This window comes from Streptomyces sp. NPDC020747, from assembly GCF_044334695.1.
In the GTDB taxonomy this organism is placed as follows: domain Bacteria; phylum Actinomycetota; class Actinomycetes; order Streptomycetales; family Streptomycetaceae; genus Streptomyces.
This window is the reverse complement of sequence record NZ_JBIRTJ010000001.1, coordinates 525,622-544,898: the sequence shown is the minus strand read 5'-3', so window position 1 is coordinate 544,898 and position 19,277 is coordinate 525,622. Positions and strand designations below refer to the sequence as shown.

The following is a 19,277-nucleotide window of genomic DNA, read 5'->3' as shown; positions in this document are numbered from 1 at the left end:
CAGCCGGGGCCGAGGTCACACGCGTGACACGGCAGGGCCGGGCCCATGGATCGCCCATGGTCCCGGCCCTCTGTATACATCCGCCGGGTTCCTCGTGGACGTCGTCAGGACGTCGGCTCGGTGACCTTCGTGGCCGTGTCGCCGTCGACCGCCGCGCTGAGCTGCGGGACCAGACGTTCCAGCATGTACGGCAGGCTCAGCACCGACACGAACGAGACGGCGTTGCCGTAGTCGCCCGCCTCCTCGACGAAGACCTCACGCCCCTGCTTCACCACGTTCAGGTCGGCGTAGAGGGCGTTCTTGTGGAGCGTGGCCGCGTCCTTGGCGGTGTCGCCGACGATCCACACGATCGCGTCGGTGTCCAGCAGGTCGGTGCGCTCCTTGCTGATGTTGGCCCCGAACTCGTCACCGATGACCTTGTCCAGGTCCTTCGGCAGCTTGAAACCGAGGTCGGTCAGGATGCGCGAGCGCGGATCCTGGCTGCCGTAGACGAAGATGCCCTCGTACGGGGTCGCCATCACGCCGGTGGACTCGGCGAACTCCGGATTGTCCTCGGCCGTGGCCGCGATGTCGTCCTGGACGCCTTTCACCAGGTCCTTCGCCTTGCTCTCCTGACCGAGCGCCTTGCCGATGATCTCGGTCTGCTTCTGCCACGGCACACCGAAGTCGTTGTACTCCTTCGGCTGGGCCACGACCGGGGCGAACTTCGACAGGGTCGTGTACTGGTCCTTCGTCAGACCGCTGTAGACCGCGAGGATCAGATCCGGCCGGAGCGCGGCGATCTTCTCCGTCCGCGGGCCCGTGCCGGTGTCCTTCAGCATGGTCGGGGCCTTCGCGCCGCCCAGCTTGTCGGCGGCCCAGGGGCCGACGGCGCCCTTGTAGCCGCCGAGCCACTCGGTGGTGCCGACGGGCACCTTGCCCAGCGCGAGCACGGCGTCCTGGTCGGTCAGCCCGACCGTGACGATCCGCTTCGGCTCGGACTTGACGGTGGTGCTGCCGTACTTGTGCGCGAGGGTCACCGGGAAAGCGCTGTTCGCGGAGCCGGACGAGTCCGAGCCCGCCTCGGAGCCGTCGTCCTCGGAGCCGCAGGCCGCGGCGGTGGTGAAGAGGAGGAGTGCCGACGCGAGCGCCGCGAGGAGGCGTGTGCCTCTTCTGGAAGAGCCGGGCATCAGTGGTCCTTCGGGGTGGTGGTGTCAGGGCGGTGGTGCGTGGGGGTCTGGTCGGCCGTGGGGCGGGTGCCGGACCACGCCTCCCACAGGGAGGCGTAGACACCGGCCGTCGCGCACAGCTCGTCGTGGGTGCCGCTCTCCACGATCCGGCCGCCGTCCATGACGACGATCCGGTCCGCGGTGGCGGCCTGGGTGAGGCGGTGTGCGACGACGAGCGCCGTACGGCCGTTCACCGCCCGGTCCGCCGCCTGCTCCAGAAGACGGGCACCGGTGCTCCCGGCCTCGGCCGTCGCCTCGTCCAGCACGGCCACCGGCGGATCGGCCAGTACGAGCCGCGCCAGGGCGAGTTGCTGGACCTGCGCGGAGGTGAGGCGGTGTCCGCCCTCGCCGACGACCGTGGCCAGGCCCTCGGGCAGTGCCTCGACCCAGTCCAGGGCGGCCACCGAGGTCAGTGCCGCGCGCAGTTCGTCGCCCGTGGCGTCGGCCCGCGCCAGGCGCAGATCGTCCGCGAGCGGGCCGGCGAAGACGTGCGTCTCCTGGGTGACCAGCGCCACCGGCACCCCGTCGCCGGACTCTCCGGTGCCGTCGGTCGTCACCCGCACCGAGCCGGCCGTCGGACGGTGCACGCCCGCGATGAGCTTGGCCAGGGTGGTCTTGCCCGCGCCGCTCGGGCCGACCAGGGCCACCCGCTCGCCCGCCCGGAGTGTGAGGTCCACGTCGTGCAGGACGGGGCGGCCGGGCTCGTACGCGTGATGCACGCCCGTCACGGTGACCGTGCCGCCCGCCTTCGCCTCGGCCTCAGCCGCGGTCCGGGGCCGCGACTCGTGGGCCCGCCCATCCGGTTCGGGCGACGGCTGGTCGGCGACCCCGACCAGACGGGCCAGCGCGGCGGTCGCCGACTGCGCGTCGTCGAGGAGGACGAGCGCCGCGTTGACCGGCGAGAACAGGTTGTGGAAGTAGAGCGCGGCGGCGGTCGCGGTACCGATCGACACCGACCCGCCGCGCACGAGCAGGAACCCGGTGACGAGGACGGCCGCGAGCCCCGCGTACTCGGCGATGTGCAGCCGGTTGTAGAAGTCCAGCACCAGCCGCACGCCACGCAGCGTCAGTTCGACCGCCGCCGACGACCGCCGGGTCACCCGCTCGGTGTGCTCCTCCTCCAGCCGGAACGCCCGTACGGTGCCGGCGCCCGCGACGGTGTCCAGGAGCTGCTGTTGCTGGGACCCGGTGGCGATCCGCTGCCGGGCGTAGAGCGGCACGGCGTTGCGTACGTACCACCGCGCGGTGGACGCCTGGACGGGGACCGCGATGAGCGCCGCGAGGAAGAACCGCCAGTCCAGGGCCGCCATCGCGGCCAGGGTCAGCGCGATGGCCAGCAGGGAGCGGGCCAGTTCGGGCAGCGCGTCGCGTACCGCCTCGCCCACCACCGAGACGTCCCGGGTGATCCGCGCGGTGAGGTCTCCGGCGCCCGCCTTCTCGACCTGTTCCAGGGGCAGTCGCAGCGCCTTCTCCACGAACCGCTCGCGCAGCCGCGCCAGTACGGTCTCGCCGAGCCGGGAGACGAGGGTCAGGCCCAGCGCGGTGGTCGCGCCCTGGGCGAGGGCGACCAGGACCAGCAGGACGACCGGGAGAGTGATGTCGCCCGGAGGGCGGTGGTCCGCGACGATGTCCACGATGCGGCCCAGCAGTGGCTGGACCAGCAGGCCCACACCGGTGGCCATGATCATCGCCGCGAAGGCGGCGACCGTCAGGCCCCGGCGAGGACGGACGAGTTCGCGGACCGCGGCACGGGTGCGGGCCGGGGTGGCCGTGGGCAGCAGTTCACGGCCGGCGGGCTCCGAACCGAAGTCGCGCGCCGAGCCGTCGTCGGGGGCCGCGCCGCCTGGACCCGTGGTCGGTGTGCCTGGAGAGTCGCTCATGCCAGCACCGCCGCGCGGTAGGTCTCATGACGGGCTATCAGGTCGGTGTGCGGGGCGGTGTCCTTGACCCGGCCGTCGTCGAGCAGCACCACCCGGTCGGTGACGGAGAGCAGTGCGGGGCTGGTGGTCACCAGGACCGTGGTGCGGCCCTTGCGTATCTCCCGGATGCCGGACGCGATGCCCGCCTCGGTCACCGCGTCGACCGCGGTGGTCGGATCGTGGACCACCAGGACGGGCCGGTCGGCCGCCAACGCGCGGGCCAGCGCGACCCGTTGGCGCTGTCCGCCGGAGAGCGATCGGCCGCGTTCACCGACCGCCGTGTCCTCGCCGGCGGGCAGGGTCTCGGCGACCTGTGCCACCCCGGCCGCGGTCATCACGGGCTCGGGATCGGCGGAGTCGGGGGCGACGGCCGTGACGTTGTCGCGGACCGTGCCCTCGAAGAGGTCCGCGTCGTGCTCGGCCACCAGCATCGCCGTACGCAACTCGGCCGGGTCCAGGTCCCGCAGGGCCACGCCGTCCAGCTCCACCGTGCCGGTGTCGGGATCGGCCCGCCGGGCCAGACAGCGCAGCAGGTCGGTGGCGTGCGAGGGGTCGGTCGCGACCACGCCCAGCAGTTCGCCGGACGCGACGTCGAGGTCCACCTCGCGCAGGCCGCCGTGGCTGACGCCGGTGAGCCGCAGCGCGCCGCGCACCGGCTGGGCCAGGCTCCGGTCTCCGGCCGTGACGGTGTGCGCGGTCGCCAGCACCTCCGCGATCCGGGTGGCCGAGGCGCGGCCCTGGGCGAGCCCCGCGTTGACCCACGCGAGCACCTGAAGCGGTCCGAGCAGGAAGAGTGCGAGCCCCACCGCCGACACCAACTGGCCCAGGCTGATGGTGCCCTGCGCGGCCAGCCGCCCGCCGACCAGGGCGACGACGGCGATCAGGCAGCCCGTCAGGGCGAGCACCATGCCGCTCTGGAAGGCCTGCGCGCGAGCGGCCCTGAGGGTGGCCCGCAGCGAGTCGCGGCTGGTGGTGCGGTAGCGGGCGATGGCCGTCGACTCACCGCCGATGCCCTTGAGGACGCGCAGTCCGGCCACCAGGTCGGCGGCGACGGCCGAGGCGTGCGCCGCGCGCTCCTGCTCGGCCTCGCTGCGGGTCTCCAGCGGCTTGCTCAGCAGATGTCCGAGCCAGAGCAGCACGGGTGTGCCGAGCAGGACGACCAGGCCGAGCGTCACCGACGTACGCAGCAGGACGACGGCGGTGGTGAGGATGCCGACCAGGGCCGAAATCCCGTACATGACCGACATGTTGACGGCGCCGACCCGCTTGGCGTCCTCGGTGGCGATGTTCGCCAGGGCGCCGGGCAGCCGGCCCTCCTCGGCCCCGCCGCCGGGATGCAGTACCCGTCGTACGAGGGCGATGCGCAGGGCGTGTTCGGCCCGTACGGCGGAGCGGTCGCCGGACCAGGCGCCGAAGCGCCAGCTCAGCGCGAGCCCCACGTAGACCACGGCGAGGACGCCGAGCCACAGGACGAGGGCGCCGGTGTCGGACCTGGTGACCGCCCGGTCGATGACCACGCCGATCAGGACCGGGACCAGCGCCTCGCCCAGCTGGTGCCCGGAGCCGAGGAGCGAGCCGAGAGCGACGTCCCGCCGCTGACCTCTGACCGATTCCCGCAGGATGTCCCGCCCCGTAGGAGTTGAAGGACTCACCCGTATCCCTCCGGGATCGAACGCGGAAAAGTTAGGTGAGGCTACCTTAAGTTGATGGGTATTGTCCGGTGAGGGGGCGTGGAACCGAAGGCGGCCGTGCGGGTGGGGCGGCACGTGGATCCGTGCCGTCCCACCCGGCCGCCGGGGCTTCTCAGCCGGTTCGCGCGGTGAGGCCGTCCGCCAGGTCGGCCGTGCGATGGGCGAGCAGGGAGTCGAGGATCTCGCCGGACCGGACCGCCGTGGTGGACAACAGGGTCGAGGTGAGTCCGTGCGTGTGCTCGGTCGCGCCCTGCAGATAGATGCCCGCCGTGACGTCGGGTGTGAGCTCGACACGGTGATCGCGCCCGACGCGCACGGCGTCCTTGTCGTCCCGCAGGCAGAGTTTCGCGGTTCTGCCCAGGAGGGTGTCGAGATCCCTGGGGCGGTAGCCGGTCGCGTGGACGAGCAGGTCCGCGGAGAGCACCTCCCGTTCCCCGGTGGGCAGATACTCGACCGTCACTTCCAGATGGTCGTCGAGACTGCGTACGTCCCGGATGCGGGACACGTTGCGCAGGCGCAGCCGCTCCCGGCCCTGCACCTTCTCGCGGTACATCGTCGCGTACAGCGACTCGATGAGATCCATGTCGACCACCGAGTAGTTGGTGCTGCGGTGGTAGTCGACCAGGGACTGCTTCACCTCCGGTTTGGAGCGGAAGTAGACGTCCACCGCCTCCGGGTCGAAGATCCGGTTGGCGAACGGGCTGTCGTCGGCGGGCGTGTACCCGTACTTGGCGAAGATCGCGCAGATCTCCGACTCGGGGAAGGATTGGTGCAGATAGTCCACCGCCTCGGCCGCGCTCTGGCCCGCGCCGAGCACCAGGACACGGCCCACCGGTGTACCGGATTCGTTCAACTCGCGTACACGCGGGACGAGTTGGCTGTTGTGCCAGATCCGGTCGGACAGGGCGGTGTCCGGTGGCAGGTGCGGTTCCAGGCCGACGGCCACCGAGATGTTCCGGGCCCTGCGCGTGATGGTCCGCTCGGGGGAGCCGGGCACGCGGCTGACCACGTCCAGCCAGCGGACCTCCCCGTCGGGGCCGGTCACCGGGTCGACCGACACGACCTCGTCGGAGTAGTCGACCAGGTGGGCGACCCGGGCGGCGGCCCACTCGAAGTACTCGTGGAACTCGATCCGCAACGGGAACAGCGTCTTCGCGTTGAGGAAGTCCACCATCCTGCCCCGCTCCCGCAGGAAACACAGGAAGCTGAAGTCGCTGGTCGGGTTGCGCATGGTGACCAGGTCCTTGAGAAAGGACACCTGCATCGTGGCGTCTTCGATGAGCATTCCCCGGTGCCAGCCGAACGACGGCTGGCGCTCCAGGAATCCCGCGCGGATCCGGTCCTCCGGAGCGACTTGGGCGTTGTGTTCCTCAACCGCAATGGCCAGTGCGAGATTTGACGGCCCGAAACCTATACCGAGCACGTCAAGGACGGAGTCCGGCTCGTCATGCAGTGCGTTCACCGCAACTTTCCTTCCCCTAGGCGCCACTGATGTTAAATAAGGTTAGCCTTACCTTGCAATGGTGTGTCCTAGGAGAGGATCGACGATGCGGGTCGTCATGTTCGGCCATCAGACCTGGGGGCACCGCACGCTCCAGGCTCTGCTGGAGTCAGGCCTGGCCGAGAAGCGCGGGGCCCGACGCGGCCGGCGGCCGTGAACGGGGCCGTCGTGGCCGAAACGGCCACCTCCTCCGACATCGAGTCCTCCATCGAGTCCTCCGCCGGTGACCTCACCGATCACCTCGCCGCGCTGGAACCCCTGCGCGGACGCACGGTCGTCGTCAAGTACGGCGGTAACGCGATGACCGACGACACGCTCCGGCGGGCCTTCGCGCAGGACGTCCTCACCCTGCGGCACGCCGGCGTCAGACCGGTCGTCGTGCACGGCGGCGGTCCGCAGATCGGCGCCCACCTGGACCGGCTGGGCCTCAAGTCGTCCTTCCTGAACGGGCTCCGGGTCACCACTCCGGAGACCATGGAGGTCGTCCGCATGGTGCTGTCCGGCAAGGTCCAGAAGGAACTCGTCGGCCTGCTCAACGAAGACGGCCCGTACGCCGTCGGCCTCAGCGGCGAGGACGGGCGCACCCTCACCGCCGTCAAGCGGTACGCCGAAGTGGCCGGTGAGCGCGTCGACATCGGGCTCGTCGGGGACGTGGCGCGGGTGAACACCGCGGTCGTGCGCATCCTGCTCGACAGCGGTCACATCCCGGTGGTCTCCTCCGTCGGCCGGGGCGAGGACGGGCAGGTCTACAACGTCAACGCCGATACGGCCGCGGGGGCGTTGGCGGCCGCGCTGGGGACGCGGATCCTGGTCGTCCTCACCGACGTTCCCGGGCTGTACGCCGACTGGCCCGAGAGCGACCGGATCGTCGACCGGATCGGCGCGGGGGAACTGGAGCGGCTGCTGCCGGGGCTGAACGGCGGCATGGGGCCCAAGATGGAGGCCTGTCTGAGGGCTGTCAGGGGCGGGGTGGGAGCCGCCCGGGTGCTCGACGGGCGCGCACCGCACGCGCTGCTCGACGGGCTGGCGGGCGTCGCCGGAACGGGGACGACGATCGTGCCGTGACGCCCCGCCGGGAGCAGGGCTGTTCGGCTGCGGGGGCGTGGTGGCCGGTCGCGCCCCGCGGCGGAGCCGTAGATCGACACAGCCCCGCTTCCCTAACGGGCGTGGGCTCCATGGTGACGCCCTATCGGGATCACCAGCGGGGTGCCGCTGACCGGGTCCGTCGTGATCTGGCAGGTCAGGTCGAAGACGTCCTCGACGGTGGCCGCGGTGATGACCTCCGCCGGGCTTCCTTCGGCGACGATCCGTCCGGACTTCATCGCGACGACGTGATCGGCGTACCGGCAGGCCTGGTTGAGGTCGTGGAGGACCATGACGACCGTGCGGTTCTTGCGCCGGTTGAGGTCGGTGATCAGGTCCAGGACGTCGATCTGATGGGCCAGGTCCAGATACGTCGTCGGCTCGTCGAGCAGCAGTACGGGGGTGCCCTGGGCGACCGCCATGGCGATCCAGGCGCGTTGGCGCTGACCGCCGGACAGCTCGTCGACGGGCCGGTCCGCGAGGTCCGTCATGCCGGTGGCGTCCAGGGCCTCACGCACGGCCCGCTCATCGGCCTTCGACCACTGCCGCCACCAGGTCTGATGCGGTGAACGGCCGCGGTTGACCAGGTCGACGACGGTCAGCCCCTCCGGCGCGAGGGGACTCTGCGGCAGGATGCCGAGGCGCTGGGCCAGTTCTCTGCTCGGTATCGACCGGATGGCCCGGCCGTCGAGGTGGACGGCTCCCTCCTTGGGCGCCAGCAGCCGGGCGAGGGCGCGCAACAGGGTGGACTTGCCGCACGCGTTGGCGCCGACGATGGCCGTGATGCGGCCCGGTGGTACGGCCAGGTCGAGCCCGTCCACGACGAGCCGGTTGTCGTAGGCCAGCCGCAGACCGCTCGCGCGCAGGTCGGGGTCGGGGCTCGACACGCGGTCGGTGGTCGACCGGGGATCAGCCGACGTGGGATCAGCCGACATGGGTTCAACCTCCTGAACCCGCGCGGTTGGCGCGGGCGAGCAGCCAGAGCAGGACCGGTGCGCCGAGCACTCCGGTGACGATTCCGACCGGCAGTTCCGTGCCGGGGACGAGCGTACGGGCGACGAGGTCGCCGCCGAGGACCACCAGCGCGCCGGTCAGTCCCGAGGCGACGGTCGGCGGCCAGGCCGTACGGGCCAGCCGCTGGGCGATCTGCGGAGCGGCGAGCGCCACGAACGCGACGGGACCCGCGGAGGCGGTGGCGAACGCGATCAGTCCGACACCGGCGAGCAGGATGGCGAGGCGGACGGGCTGTACACGCGTACCGAGGCCGGTGGCCACGTCGTCGCCGAGCTGGAGGGTGCGCAGCAGCCGGCCGAGCAGCAGTGCCGTCGGCAGCAGCACCGCCAGGGCGACGGCGAGCGGGCCGACCTGGTCCCACGTACGGCCGTTGAGGTTGCCGACCAGCCAGCCGAGGGCGGCCTGTGCCTGGAAGCGTCCGCCCCTGGCCACCAGGTAGTCGGTGGCGCTCGTGCAGATCCAGGCCACGCCGATGCCGACCAGGATGATGCGGTATCCGGTGGTGCCGCGCCGCCAGGCCAGCACGTACACGGTCAGGGCCGTGGTCAGGGCGCCGAGCAGTCCGAGGGCCTGGGTGCCGAGGCCGCCGTCCCAGCCCAGCACGATGCCCGCGACCACGGCGGTGCCCGCGCCCTGGGTGAGGCCGATCATGTCGGGGCTGGCCAGCGGATTGCGGGTCATGGTCTGGAACAGCGCGCCGGAGACACCGAAGGCGATCCCGGCAAGCAGCCCGACCAGGGCGCGCGGCAGCCGCAGTTCCCGCACCACGAGGACGGTTCCGGGGTCGCCGGAGCCCACCAGGGCCCGTACGACATCGGTGAAGCCGATCGGATAGTCGCCGGTCGTCAGGCCCCAGCAGAACAGCAGGAAGGTGGCGGCGGTGAGCACCGCGCACAGGGCGACCAGCCGGGGACGGAAGACACCGGAGACGGGCGGCAGGGCCAGCCGGTAGGTTCGGAAGCGGGGGCCGCCGGGCGAATCGTCAAGAACCGGGCGGGAGTTGAGCGCGGACTTCGGGTTCGGCACGTTCACACCTCCGCCAGCTTGCGTCTGCGGACCATGGCGATGAAGAACGGGCCGCCGATGAAGGCCACCAGCACGCCTGCCTGGATCTCGGTGGGCCGTGCCACCAGGCGTCCGAGGATGTCGGCGGTGAGCAGCAGGCTGGGGGCGAGCATCGCGGACAGCGGCAGCAGCCAGCGCTGGTCGGGGCCGATGCCCGCCGACTGGGCGAGCACGCGGGCGACGTGGGGGACCACCAGGCCGATGAAGACGACCGGGCCGATGACCGCGACCGAGGCCCCCGTCAGCAGGGTGACCGCGGCGACACCCGCGAGCCGGACCAGGCCCAGGCGCCGGCCGAGCGAGGCCGCGACGTCGTCGCCGAGGGCCAGGCTGTTGAGGGCCGGAGCGCAGGCCAGCGCCAGCACCGCGCCGATGACGAGGAAGGGCAGGACCCGCCACACCATGCCGTTGTCCGCGTCCGCGAGCGAACCCGCGGACCAGAAACGGAACTTGTTGAGCGCGTCCACGTCGGTGAGCACGATGGCCTGGGTGAACGACCACAGCATCGAGGTGACGGCGATTCCGGCGAGCGCCAGTTTCACCGGGGTCATCCCGGACCGCCCGAGACCGCCCAGCAGATAGACGGCCACCGTGGCGATCAGCGCCCCGGCGAACGCGAACCACACATACCCGTAAAGGGAGTTGATGCCGAGCACTCCGACGGCCAGCACGATGGCGAAGGAGGCACCGGCGCTGACCCCGAGCACCCCGGGGTCGGCGAGCGGGTTGCGGGTCAGGGCCTGCATCAGTGCGCCGGCCAGCCCGAGGGCCGCGCCCGCCGCGAGCGCGAGGGCGGTTCGCGGTACGCGCGCGGTCCAGACGATGTTGTCCACGAAACGGCTCGGGGCGTCGCCGAACAGGGCCCGGATCACCTGGTCCGGCGGGACGTTGGCCGCGCCGAGCGCCAGTGACAGCAGGCAGAGGGCGGCCAGGACGACACCCAGCAGCGCCACGAGGAGGGCGGGGCGCGCTCTCTTGCCTGTCACCTTGCGGTCTTCTCCAACGGCCGGCCCCCTTGGGCGAGGCAGGCCCGAATCGTAGAGGGAGCGCCCCCGCCGTGCGGAGACGGGAAGTTCCGCACGGCGGTGGCGTCCGGCCGGCCCTCGGGACCGTGCTGGGGCCGGCGTATCAGGGGCGGGTGGTGAGATAGCCGCCCATGGAGGTGAAGTACTGGGTCGCGGGCAGCTCCCGGCCGTCCTCGGTCCGTACGCGCGTGATGGCCAGGCCGTGGTTGCGGCCGGTGCGGGCGTCGGCTCCGGCGACGATCACCACGCCCTCGCCCTCGCGGTAGAAGATACGGCCGGGAGTGCCGCCGTACTTGCCCTGGGAGACGACCGCCGTGAGGACGTCGAGGCGCTTGCCCCTGTGGAAGGTGTAGGCGCTGGGGTACGGCTCGGACTGGGCGCGGACCAGGCGTTCGAGGTCCTCCGCCGGCCAGGTCCAGTCGATGCGGCTGTCCTCGGCGGACCTCTTGTGGAAGAAGCTCGCCTGCGACCGGTCCTGCTTGGTGAACTCCGTCTGGCCGGCGGCGATGAGGTCGAGCGCGCCGATGGTGACCGGGGCGATGAGGTCGACGGTCTTGTGGAAGAGGTCGGTGGCGGTGTCCGTCGGTCCGACCGGGACGGCCTCCTGCCGGACGACGTCGCCCGCGTCGAGTTCGTCGTTCATCATGTGCGCGGTGACGCCCACTTCGGGCTCGCCGTTGATCAGGGCCCAGATCAGCGGGGAGAAGCCGGCGTACTTCGGCAGCAGCGAGTCGTGGACGTTCAGCGTGCCGCGGCGCGGCAGGTCGAAGATGCGCGGGGGGATCCAGGTCCGCCAGTTGTTCGCCACGAGGATGTCCGGGTCGGCCTCCTTGAGGCGCTCGAACAGCTCGTCGTCGTCCGGGCGGTTGCGGATCAGCACCGGGACGCCGTGCTCCTCGGCGAGGTCGGCGACGGAGTCGCTCCAGATCTTCTCGTACGCGTGCTCGCTCTTGGGGTGTGTCACGACCAGCACCACGTCGTGTTCGGAGTCCAGGAGGGCTTGCAGGGTGCGGTGCCCCCAGGTCTGGTAACCGAACATGACGACCCGCATGGGGTTCCTCCTCGAAGACAGGGGATGGGACCGCGGTCAGTAAAGCAAGGCTTACCTTAGTATGCAACGGGGCCGCGTGGTGCCCCAGTTGGCGAGCGCCAGTACCCGATTACCCGGGTCGCCCGGTCGACAGCTCAATGGGATTAGCTTAGGCTAACCTAAATTCCTGATGGGCTCGGCCGTCGGCATGCCCACCTTTCGTACCTCGTACCTTCCCCACGCCTGACAGGCGACTGCCCCGCACGATGGGAGTGACATGTCACAGGTTCTTCCTGATGACGCACCACTGGTCCACGACCTCATTGGCATCGGTTTCGGACCGTCCAATGTGGCCATGGCGATCGCACTCGGCGAGCACAACGCACGAGCAGGCGAGCAGGAGGCGATCACCGCTCACTTCTTCGAGCAGCAGCCGTGCTTCGGCTGGCACCGGGGCATGCTGATCGACGACGCGACCATGCAGGTGTCCTTCCTCAAGGACCTGGTGACGCTCCGGAACCCGGCCAGTGAGTTCAGCTTCCTCTGCTACCTGAAGAGCAAGGGCCGGCTGATCGACTTCATCAACCACAAGAACCTCTTCCCGCTGCGGGTCGAGTTCCACGACTACCTGGAGTGGGCCGCGGCCCAGGTCGAGGACATGGTCTCCTACGGCCACGAGGTCGTCGGCGTCGTGCCCGTCGTCCGTGACGGAGCCGTGGAGCACCTGGAGGTGACGGTCCGGTCGGCGGAGGGTCTCGCGGTCCACCGGGCCCGCAACCTGGTCCTCGGCACCGGGATGCGCCCCCTCATGCCGGAGGGTGTCGAGACGGGCGACCGTGTCTGGCACAACTCCGAACTGCTGGCGAAGGTCGACCGGTTGGAGGGCACCTCGCCCTCCCGGTTCATCGTCGTGGGCGCAGGTCAGAGCGCCGCCGAGAACGTCGCCTACCTGCACCGCCGCTTCCCCGGGGCCGAGGTCTGCGCGGTCTTCTCCCGCTACGGCTACAGCCCCGCCGACGACAGCAGCTTCGCCAACCGGATCTTCGATCCCGCGGCCGTCGACGAGTACTTCGCCGCGCCCGAGAACGTCAAGCGCCGCCTGATGGACTACCACGGCAACACCAACTACTCAGTGGTGGACATAGACCTGATCGAGGACCTGTACCGGCAGACGTACCAGGAGAAGGTCCTCGGCACCGAGCGGCTGCGCTTCCTCAACGTGTCCCGGCTGACCGACGTCAAGGAGACCCAGGACACGGCCCGTGCCACCGTGACGTCCCTCGTCACCGGCGAGGAGACCGTCCTGGACGCGGACGTCGTGGTCTTCGCCACCGGCTACAGCCCCGCCGACCCCCTCGGCCTCCTCGGCGAGGTCGCGGACCACTGCCTGCGCGACGACGAGGGCCGCGTCCGCGTCGAGCGCGACTACCGCATCGTGACGGACCCCGAACTGCGCTGCGGCATCTACCTCCAGGGCGGTACGGAGCACACGCACGGCATCACGTCGTCCCTGCTGTCCAACACCGCGACCAGGGTCGGGGAGATCCTGGACTCGCTCCTCGCCCGGGGCGTCAAGTCCCCTTCGGACGAGGCCCGGACGGTCGCCGCGTGAAAGGCCGAGGCCCTGCTTCTCCGGTGGATCAATAGGGATAACGTACTTCGGCATGGGCACGACTGCGATTGAGCGCCCCGCGCCCAGGGGCACGGACACCCGCCGGCGGCGGGTGGTGGGTTTGGGTATTCTGGTGCTGGTCCTGGTGGTCGCGGGGGTGGTGTCGTTGGCCGTCGGCGCGCGCTCGTTGAGCCCCGCCGAGGTGTGGCACGGGCTGTTCGCGGCGCCGGACTCCGACCAGCGGCTCACCGAGATCAGGCTCATCGTGCGGACCGTGCGGGTGCCCCGGACGGTGCTCGCCATCGTGGCGGGCATCGCGCTGGGGGTCGGCGGGGCGCTGATCCAGGGGTACACGCGCAACCCCATCGCGGACACGGGCCTGTTGGGCGTGAACGCCGGTGCCTCGTTCGCGGTGGTGTCGGTGATCGCCGTGTTCGGGCTCTCCAACCCGTTCCAGTACGTCTGGTTCGCCTTCCTGGGAGCGGCGGTCGCCGGCGTCGTCGTGTTCGGCCTCGCGAGCATCGGCCGGGGCGCCGGCAATCCACTGACGCTCGCACTGGCCGGGCAGGGGATCACGGTGTTCCTCGCGGCGATGACCACCGCGGTCGCGCTGACGGACCTGGCTTCGCTGAACGCGCTGCGGTTCTGGAACGCGGGCTCCGTGGCCGGCGTCGGCTTCGATGTCATCTGGCCGGTGACCGCGTTCATCGCCGTCGGGCTGGTACTGGCCCTGGCCATGCTGCCCTCCCTGAACCTGCTCAACCTGGGCGACGACGTGGCGCGGGGCCTCGGAGTGAACATCGCGCTGAGCCGGACCGTCGGCATCCTCGCCATCACCCTGCTCGCGGGCGCGGCCACTGCGGCGTGCGGCCCCATCTCGTTCCTCGGGCTCATGGTGGCCCACGTGGCCCGGTACCTGACCGGCCCGGACTATCGCTGGCTCGTGCCGTACGCGGGTCTGCTCGGCGCCATCATCCTGCTGGTCTGCGACATCGTGGGGCGGCTGGTGGTGCGGCCGGGCGAGTTGGACGCGGGTGTCCTCGTCGCCCTCCTGGGCGCTCCGTTCTTCGCGGTTCTGGTGTGGCGCGGAAAGTTCAAGAACGCATGAACGGGACTGACGTGACGCCAGACGTGAAGCCAGCGGTGGCGCCGGGTGTGCGGCTCGGCCAGTGGTCGTTCGTATGGCGGCCCTTGATCGTGTTCGTCACGCTGTTGCTGGCGGCGGCGACCTTCCTGGTGTTCTGCGTGTCCATCGGCGTGGGGGACTTCCCCATCGGCCTGAACCGGGTGTTCGCCACGATCCTCGGCCGGGGCGAGCGGGTCGACGAGTTCGTGATCATGGACCTGCGGATGCCGCGTGCCCTGGCCGGGCTCGTCGTGGGGATCGCGCTCGGGGTGTCCGGGGCGATCACACAGTCCATCGCGCGCAATCCGCTGGCAAGCCCGGACATCCTCGGGGTCACCGGGGGCGCCAGCGCGGTCTCGGTGTTCCTGGTGACGGTGTCGGGCGGGACCGCGACGGCGATCGTCAGCTCCGTGGGCCTGTCCGCGGCCGCGCTCCTCGGCGGGCTCGGCACGGGTCTGCTGGTGTACTTCCTGGCGTGGCGGCGCGGGGTCGACGGCTTCCGGCTCATCCTCATCGGCATCTCGGTGAGCGCCGTGATGGAGGCGATCACGACCTGGCTGCTGGTCACGGCCGACATCCGGGATGTGGCCAAGGCCCAGGCGTGGCTGGTCGGTTCGCTGGACAACCGGTCGTGGGGCGAGGTGCGGATAGCGCTCTGGTGCACGCTCGTCCTCCTGGTCGTCGTGGCGAGTGTCGCGTTCCAGTTCAAGCCGATGCACTTCGGTGACGAGATCGCCGCGGGCCTGGGCGTCCGGTACTCGATGGTGCGGGCCGTCCTGCTGCTGTGCGCGGTGCTGCTGGCCGCCGCGGCGGTGAGCGCGGCCGGCCCGGTCCCTTTCGTCGCGCTGGTGGCACCACAGGTGGCGATGCGGCTGGCGAGATGCCCGACGCCGCCGATGGTGGCCTCGGGACTGGTCGGGGCGCTGCTCCTGATCGGCGCGGACCTGGTGGCGCGTACGGCACTGCCGATCAGTCTCCCGGTCGGTGTGGTCACCGCCGCGATCGGCGGCCCCTTCCTCGTCTATCTCCTGGTGCGGGCGAACCTCAGATAGCTGGTACAAAGAGTTAGGCAGACCTAAGTAGGCGGAGGGGGATTCGTGGCCGCTCAGCACATCGCCGAGGCCGAGTCCGGGGTCGGTGAGACCTCGCGGCTGGCAGCCAGGGGAGTCACGGTCGGGTACGGCGGCCGGATCGTCATCGACGAGCTCGACGTGGCGATACCGCCAGGGGTGATCACCACGGTCATCGGCCCCAACGGCTGTGGGAAGTCGACCCTGTTGAGGACCCTTTCGCGGCTGCTCAAGCCGACCAGGGGCACGGTCGTCCTCGACGGCGACGACATCGTCAAGCTCAGGACCAGGGACGTGGCGAAGAAGCTCGGCCTGCTGCCCCAGGCGCCGGTCGCGCCGGAGGGGCTGACGGTGTCCGACCTGGTCGCCAGGGGCCGCCATCCGCACCAGAGTTGGCTGCGGCAGTGGTCCTCGGACGACGTCGCCGTCGTGGAGCGCGCGCTGGCCATGACCGGGGTGTCCGACCTCGCCGACCGTCCGGTCGACTCACTGTCCGGCGGACAGCGTCAGCGCGTCTGGATCTCGATGACCCTGGCCCAGGGCACCGACCTGCTGCTGCTCGACGAGCCGACCACGTACCTGGACCTGGCGCACGCGATCGACGTGCTCGACCTGGTGGACGACCTGCACGAGTCGGGGTGCACCGTGGTCATGGTGCTGCACGACCTCAACCTCGCCACGCGCTACAGCGACAACCTCGTGGTGATGAGGGAGGGGGCGATCCTGGCGCAGGGGCACCCGCGTGACGTGATCACCGCCGAACTGCTCCACGAGGCGTTCGGACTGCGCGCCAAGGTGATCGACGACCCGGTGGGGGACCGGCCGCTCATCGTGCCCATCGGCCGCACTCACGTCCAACTGGACTAGATCCGCATAAAGATGATGAAGTTAGGCTAGGCTAACCTCACTTCGCCAGGATAAGGTTTGCCTGCCCTAAGACAGGGTGCAGCGGACGGCGCTAAAGCAAGGGATCTGGGAATGTTCCTCCTTCGAACGACGCGTATGAAGCCCTGGCGGCGGTTGGCGGCGACGGTTTCCGCGGCGGCGCTCGGCGTCGGTCTTCTCGCGGGATGTGGTTCCGACTCGAAGGACGAGTCGAACGACAGCGCCCCGGCTGCCAAGTCCGGCGCGTTCCCGGTCACCGTGGAGCACGCGTTCGGATCCACGAAGGTCGCCGAGGCTCCCAAGCGGGTGGTCACCGTCGGCTACACGGACGACCAGAGCGTCCTGGCGTTCGGCATCAAGCCGGTCGGCATGGTCGACCAGTACCCGAACCCGGCGGGCAAGACCCCCGACATCAACACCCAGTGGCCCTGGGTGAAGGACAAGTGGGGCGACGCCAAGCCCGAGGTCATCATGAAGAACGGTGACGCCGGCCCCAACTACGAGAAGATCGCGGCCCTGCGGCCGGACCTGATCATCGCGGTCTACTCCGAGGTCGACAAGGCCGCCTACGACAAGCTCTCCCAGATCGCCCCGACGGTGGGCCGCACCAAGGCCGAGAAGGAGCCGTTCAGCGCTCCGTGGCAGGACAACGCGCTCCAGATCGCCAAGGCGCTCGGCAAGGCCGCCGAGGGCGAGAAGATGGTGAAGGCCATCCAGGGGCAGCTCGACACCGCCAAGAAGGAGCACCCGGAGTTCGCGGACCAGAAGGCGGTCGCGCTGTCCTGGTACAAGGACGCGGTCAACCCCTTCACCTCCACCGACGTGCGCGGTCAGCTGCTGACGGGCCTCGGCTTCAAGTACCAGACCGAGATCGACAAGGTCGCGGACGGCAGCTTCTCCGTCGCACTGTCGCCCGAGCGCATCGACCTGGTCGACGTGGACCGCGTCTTCGTCATCAACGACAAGGCGGACACGGCAGCCCTGAAGAAGTTCAAGCTGTTCACCAACCTGGACGCCGTGAAGAACGGCAAGGTGTCGTACCTGCTGGACAGTGAGGGCCCGGCGATCGGCGCGGCCATCTCCCAGGGCACCCTGCTGTCCATGCCGTACGCGATCGACGAGCTTGTGAAGTCGGCGGCCGGCTAAGGATGTCGATGGTCAACGGATCCCGTCCCCGACCAGACCTGGGCCTGGTGTGAGCACTACCGACACGCGCGTCCCCCCGGCGACTCTGCGCACGGCGACCGGGGGTGAGGCCACCCGCTGGGTCGTGGCGCACTGCCGCGAGGTGCCCTGGCTGACGGTCGCCACCGTGCTCACCACGGTGGTCGGCGCGGCGCTCCAGGTGCTCCCGGTGCTCCTGCTCGGCCGGGTGGTCGACGGGGTGGTCGACGGGGTGGTCGACGGCGAGTCGCGCTCGGTCCTGGTCAGGGTCGGGGTGTTGATGGTGGCCGCCGCGCTGTTCGGCGCGGTGGCCACCGCGGTGTCGACGTACCTGATCGGCCGGCTCGGCGCGGACCTGCTCGCGAGGCTGCGCGAAGGCGCCGTCCGGGCGGTGCTCGGGATGCCCAGCGCACGGATCGAGCAGGTCGGCCGGGGAGACGTGCTGTCCCGGGTCGGTGACGACGTCGCCGTGATCTCCAAGGGCATCCGTACGGCCATCCCCACCGTGTTCTCGGCGGGAGTGCTGGTCGCCATCGCCACGGTCGGCATGTTCGGCCTCGACTGGCGGCTCGGCCTGGCGGGCGCCGGCGCGCTGCCCGCGTACGCGCTGGCCCTGCGCTGGTATCTCCCACGGTCCGCCCCGCTCTACCGGAAGCAGCGGGTGGCCCAGGCCGACCGCGCGCAGGCGTTGATCAGCGGTCTGAACGGGATCGACACGGTCCGGGCGTACCGCCTCGAAGGTGACGTCCGCGAGAAGGTCACCAGCGAGTCGTGGCGGGTGCGCGAGCTCGGCATCGAGGTGTTCCGGTTCTTCGGCCGGTTCGTCGGCCGGGAGAACCGCGCCGAGTTCATCGGCCTCGTCCTGATCCTCGTGGTGGGATACGCCCTGTTGGAGGCCGATGCCGCCACCCTGGGCGAGGTGTCGGCGGCCCCGCTGATGTTCCACCGGCTGTTCACCCCGCTGGGCTCCATCATGTTCACCTTCGACGAGGCGCAGAAGTCGGGCGCGAGCCTGACCCGGCTGGTCGGGGTGCTGGGGGAGGACGCGGAGGACCGGCTGGTGGGCGACGAGGCCGTCGCGACCGCGGACGCCGTGTCCTACCAAGTGACGGTGGAGGGGCTGACGTTCAGCTATCCCGACACCGAGGAACCGGTCCTGAGGGATGTCGGACTGACGATCCCGGCCGGCGGTTCGCTCGCGCTGGTGGGGGCGACGGGCGCGGGCAAGTCGACCCTGGCCGCGCTGATCGCCGGCATAGGGACCCCGCAGGCCGGGTCGGTGCGCGTCGGGTCGACCGACCTCGCCGGTCTGGACGAGGCCGGAGCCCGGGCCCTGGTGAGCATCCTGACGCAGGAGACACATGTGTTCTCCGGTCCGCTCGCCGACGACCTGCGGCTGGCCGCGCCGGAGGCGACCGATGCCGAGCTGACCGACGCGTTGCGTACGGTCGGCGCCGGCGGGTGGGTCGAGGCGCTGCCCGACGGGCTGAACACCCTGGTCGGCGAGGGCGGCGAGCGGCTGGACGTCACCAAGGTCGCCCAGATCGCCCTGGCCCGCCTCGTGTTGGGCCGGGCCCCGGTGGTGGTGCTCGACGAGTCGACCGCGGAGGCGGGCAGCGAGGGTGCCGCCGAGCTGGAGCGGGCCGTGCTGGCCGCGTGCGCGGGCCGGACCACGCTGTTCGTGGCGCACCGGCTGACCCAGGCGATGGCGGCGGACCGGATCGCCGTGCTGGACGCGGGACGGGTCGTCGAGCAGGGAACCCACGAGGAGTTGGTGGCTCTGGGCGGCCGCTACGCACGATTGTGGCGGGCCTGGCGCGAAGGCAGTTAGGTAAACCTAATTTAGGTTAGGCTAACTTTCATTACCTGGAAGGGACGCTGAGT

15 protein-coding genes are annotated in these 19,277 nt (G+C 70.6%); 7 read left to right on the top strand and 8 right to left on the bottom strand.

Going from position 1 to position 19,277, the window contains the following annotated elements; genetic code table 11:
• Window positions 1-104: 104 nt before the first annotated feature.
• The 4 genes from ACH4YP_RS02195 to ACH4YP_RS02180 all read right to left on the bottom strand — a co-directional run bounded on the left by ACH4YP_RS02195 (window position 105) and on the right by ACH4YP_RS02180 (window position 6,280).
• Entirely contained in the window at window positions 105-1,169 is a 1,065-nt protein-coding gene (locus ACH4YP_RS02195) for an iron-siderophore ABC transporter substrate-binding protein (protein WP_398488928.1), read from the bottom strand.
• Window positions 1,169-3,088: an ABC transporter ATP-binding protein gene (locus tag ACH4YP_RS02190; protein WP_398488926.1), complete on the bottom strand. Its 1,920-nt coding sequence runs from the start codon at window positions 3,086-3,088 to the stop codon at window positions 1,169-1,171. The genes ACH4YP_RS02195 and ACH4YP_RS02190 overlap by 1 nt, the downstream gene beginning before the upstream one ends.
• The gene (locus ACH4YP_RS02185) at window positions 3,085-4,779 is read right to left on the bottom strand and encodes an ABC transporter ATP-binding protein (protein ID WP_398488925.1); all 1,695 of its coding nucleotides are present in this window, start codon (window positions 4,777-4,779) and stop codon (window positions 3,085-3,087) included. Before ACH4YP_RS02185 ends, ACH4YP_RS02190 begins: the two co-directional genes overlap by 4 nt.
• A 151-nt stretch (window positions 4,780-4,930) precedes the next feature.
• On the bottom strand, window positions 4,931-6,280 hold the full coding sequence (locus tag ACH4YP_RS02180; protein ID WP_398488924.1) for a lysine N(6)-hydroxylase/L-ornithine N(5)-oxygenase family protein: 1,350 nt from the start codon (window positions 6,278-6,280) through the stop codon (window positions 4,931-4,933).
• 207 nt (window positions 6,281-6,487) lie between these two features.
• On the opposite strand from ACH4YP_RS02180, the gene argB reads away from it, so the two are divergent.
• Window positions 6,488-7,384, top strand: a complete 897-nt coding sequence (gene argB, locus ACH4YP_RS02175; RefSeq protein WP_398488923.1) for an acetylglutamate kinase — start codon at window positions 6,488-6,490, stop codon at window positions 7,382-7,384.
• Between the two features lie 92 nt (window positions 7,385-7,476).
• On the opposite strand, the gene ACH4YP_RS02170 is transcribed toward argB, so the two are convergent.
• The 4 genes from ACH4YP_RS02170 to ACH4YP_RS02155 all read right to left on the bottom strand — a co-directional run bounded on the left by ACH4YP_RS02170 (window position 7,477) and on the right by ACH4YP_RS02155 (window position 11,557).
• Window positions 7,477-8,289, bottom strand: coding sequence for an ABC transporter ATP-binding protein (locus ACH4YP_RS02170; RefSeq protein ID WP_398489450.1), 813 nt, complete (start codon window positions 8,287-8,289; stop codon window positions 7,477-7,479).
• 52 nt (window positions 8,290-8,341) lie between these two features.
• Complete coding sequence (locus ACH4YP_RS02165; protein ID WP_361051417.1) at window positions 8,342-9,361, bottom strand: iron chelate uptake ABC transporter family permease subunit; 1,020 nt, start codon at window positions 9,359-9,361, stop codon at window positions 8,342-8,344.
• Window positions 9,362-9,444: 83 nt separating this feature from the next.
• The gene (locus ACH4YP_RS02160; protein ID WP_398488921.1) at window positions 9,445-10,467 is read right to left on the bottom strand and encodes a FecCD family ABC transporter permease; all 1,023 of its coding nucleotides are present in this window, start codon (window positions 10,465-10,467) and stop codon (window positions 9,445-9,447) included.
• Window positions 10,468-10,609: 142 nt separating this feature from the next.
• Window positions 10,610-11,557 carry a methionyl-tRNA formyltransferase gene (locus ACH4YP_RS02155; protein WP_361051160.1) on the bottom strand — a complete coding sequence of 316 codons (948 nt, stop codon included), beginning with the start codon at window positions 11,555-11,557 and terminating at the stop codon, window positions 10,610-10,612.
• Between the two features lie 256 nt (window positions 11,558-11,813).
• Between ACH4YP_RS02155 and ACH4YP_RS02150 the strand changes: the two genes are divergently transcribed.
• The 6 genes from ACH4YP_RS02150 to ACH4YP_RS02125 all read left to right on the top strand — a co-directional run bounded on the left by ACH4YP_RS02150 (window position 11,814) and on the right by ACH4YP_RS02125 (window position 19,224).
• A complete protein-coding gene (locus ACH4YP_RS02150; protein ID WP_398488920.1) occupies window positions 11,814-13,148 on the top strand; it encodes a lysine N(6)-hydroxylase/L-ornithine N(5)-oxygenase family protein in 1,335 nt (444 codons plus the stop codon).
• A gap of 52 nt (window positions 13,149-13,200) precedes the next feature.
• Complete coding sequence (locus ACH4YP_RS02145) at window positions 13,201-14,256, top strand: iron ABC transporter permease (protein WP_361051166.1); 1,056 nt, start codon at window positions 13,201-13,203, stop codon at window positions 14,254-14,256.
• Window positions 14,253-15,326 (top strand): iron chelate uptake ABC transporter family permease subunit, encoded by a 1,074-nt coding sequence (locus ACH4YP_RS02140; protein ID WP_361051169.1) that lies wholly within the window; start codon window positions 14,253-14,255, stop codon window positions 15,324-15,326. Before ACH4YP_RS02145 ends, ACH4YP_RS02140 begins: the two co-directional genes overlap by 4 nt.
• 45 nt (window positions 15,327-15,371) lie before the next feature.
• Window positions 15,372-16,211, top strand: coding sequence for an ABC transporter ATP-binding protein (locus ACH4YP_RS02135; protein ID WP_398488918.1), 840 nt, complete (start codon window positions 15,372-15,374; stop codon window positions 16,209-16,211).
• Between the two features lie 111 nt (window positions 16,212-16,322).
• Window positions 16,323-17,375: an ABC transporter substrate-binding protein gene (locus ACH4YP_RS02130; RefSeq protein ID WP_361051175.1), complete on the top strand. Its 1,053-nt coding sequence runs from the start codon at window positions 16,323-16,325 to the stop codon at window positions 17,373-17,375.
• Window positions 17,376-17,424: 49 nt separating this feature from the next.
• Window positions 17,425-19,224 (top strand): ABC transporter ATP-binding protein, encoded by a 1,800-nt coding sequence (locus ACH4YP_RS02125; protein WP_398488916.1) that lies wholly within the window; start codon window positions 17,425-17,427, stop codon window positions 19,222-19,224.
• Window positions 19,225-19,277: the final 53 nt, after the last annotated feature.